The sequence below is a fragment of the Vibrio sp. T13N genome (assembly GCF_032970445.1).
GTDB lineage: Bacteria > Pseudomonadota > Gammaproteobacteria > Enterobacterales > Vibrionaceae > Vibrio > Vibrio diabolicus.
Map to the genome: position 1 here is coordinate 1 of NZ_JAWJYE010000052.1, position 1,434 is coordinate 1,434.

The 1,434-nt window shown below is 33.0% G+C and carries 2 protein-coding genes and 1 pseudogene; all 3 read right to left on the bottom strand.

Going from position 1 to position 1,434, the window contains the following annotated elements; translation table 11 throughout:
• A pseudogene (locus R2S67_RS22700) lies at nt 1–211 on the bottom strand (pyruvate carboxyltransferase); the annotation flags it as partial.
• Between the two features lie 34 nt (nt 212–245).
• Complete coding sequence (locus R2S67_RS22705; RefSeq protein WP_317347168.1) at nt 246–1,118, bottom strand: hypothetical protein; 873 nt, start codon at nt 1,116–1,118, stop codon at nt 246–248.
• Nucleotides 1,119–1,172: 54 nt separating this feature from the next.
• Nucleotides 1,173–1,434: DegT/DnrJ/EryC1/StrS family aminotransferase (locus tag R2S67_RS22710; RefSeq protein WP_317347170.1), on the bottom strand; the 262-nt coding region annotated here is incomplete at its 5' end.

The window sequence follows — 1,434 nt, forward strand, 5'->3', positions numbered from 1 at the left end:
TCGGTAGGTGTAGCGTGTTTAGAAACTCTTCAGTCGTATAAGCAAATGGACCACTGTAAACAGACTTAGGATAGTTACGAAGCCCTAACTCAACATAATCAATTTTAGCTTTTGCAACTGCTGTGAGGTAAGCGTCAACGACTTCTGGTGAAAAGTCCCAGTGGTTATAATAGCCACCATCTCGAAGAGTACAATCTAGAATTTTTTGCATAATACAGCCATATAAGTTAGTTAAATTAAAAGTTTTATCTAGGATAAGAGTCTATCATTGAATAAGTCGACCTGTTCCTTATTTTAATCCCACGTTTTTCGGCCAACTTACTTAGCCGATCATGAGCCAAGCAAGTCTCGTATGTTATGTGCATAAATTCAGACATCCTAAACGCTTCTTTCTTGGTTGGATTTTTCATAAAAGGAACATATTCACTTTCACCATAAAAATGCTTGTATTTAATCTTTAACGAATTATCTTTTTGATCCACAAACACATCATTATGGAAAGAAAAATCCGCACCAAAAATTTCAATATCTTTATACCCACTCATAATAGCAACGTACACACCGTAAATTAAAACATTACATGCGGCTGGACCATACGTACCACTATCAAATAATCTTATTATTTTATCGTTATTTATAGTTATTCCTTGTACAGGAACAACTTTATAAAAATTAATGGTGATAAAATTATTATCTATTTTATTTTTTATAAATGACTTATCGCTATAATATGGCAAAAAAAGATCTATCTCCCAGCTTACTTTATTCAGAGCAGAAAACATCTTATTTCTTTTTTCTATTAGATCCAAGCTTGCATCAGGATGCCAAAAATATTCATCTAGTAGAACATACTTATTTGGTTTTAGTATTTCAAAATCACTACTTTCACAGAAGTGATTAACTGCCAAATAATCAGAATTACCTATCTGTTTTTTTATAACTTCTATATCATTTTTAATTGAAGGGCCATTCCCTAAAACTATGCACTTTTTACTTTTATTACTAGAATAAATTTCATTTAAACTATTATCTTTCGAAAGAAAAAATCGCACTCTCGAAAAAAAAGTATGCAAATGAAATATTATAACCTCTAAAAAATATCTAATTTTTGATTTCATTTTATTAATGTACTTATTTTAAGTAACCGATTATATTATATTGCTTTACGAACCTTACATTCTAAAAGAGTTCACTGCATAGACCACAGCACTTCTCTCGTCTTCACTCAAGTAGGGCGACATCGGCAATGACAGCACTTCATTTTGCAACTGCTCCGTCAGCGGCAATAACAGATGACTGAACTCTTTATAAGCCTGCTGTTTATGCGGCGCTATCGGGTAATGTACTTGTGTCTGAATACCATGCTCTGATAAATGCTTAACCAATGCATCTCGGTGTGAAGTTCGCACCACAAACAAATGCCATACATGGGCA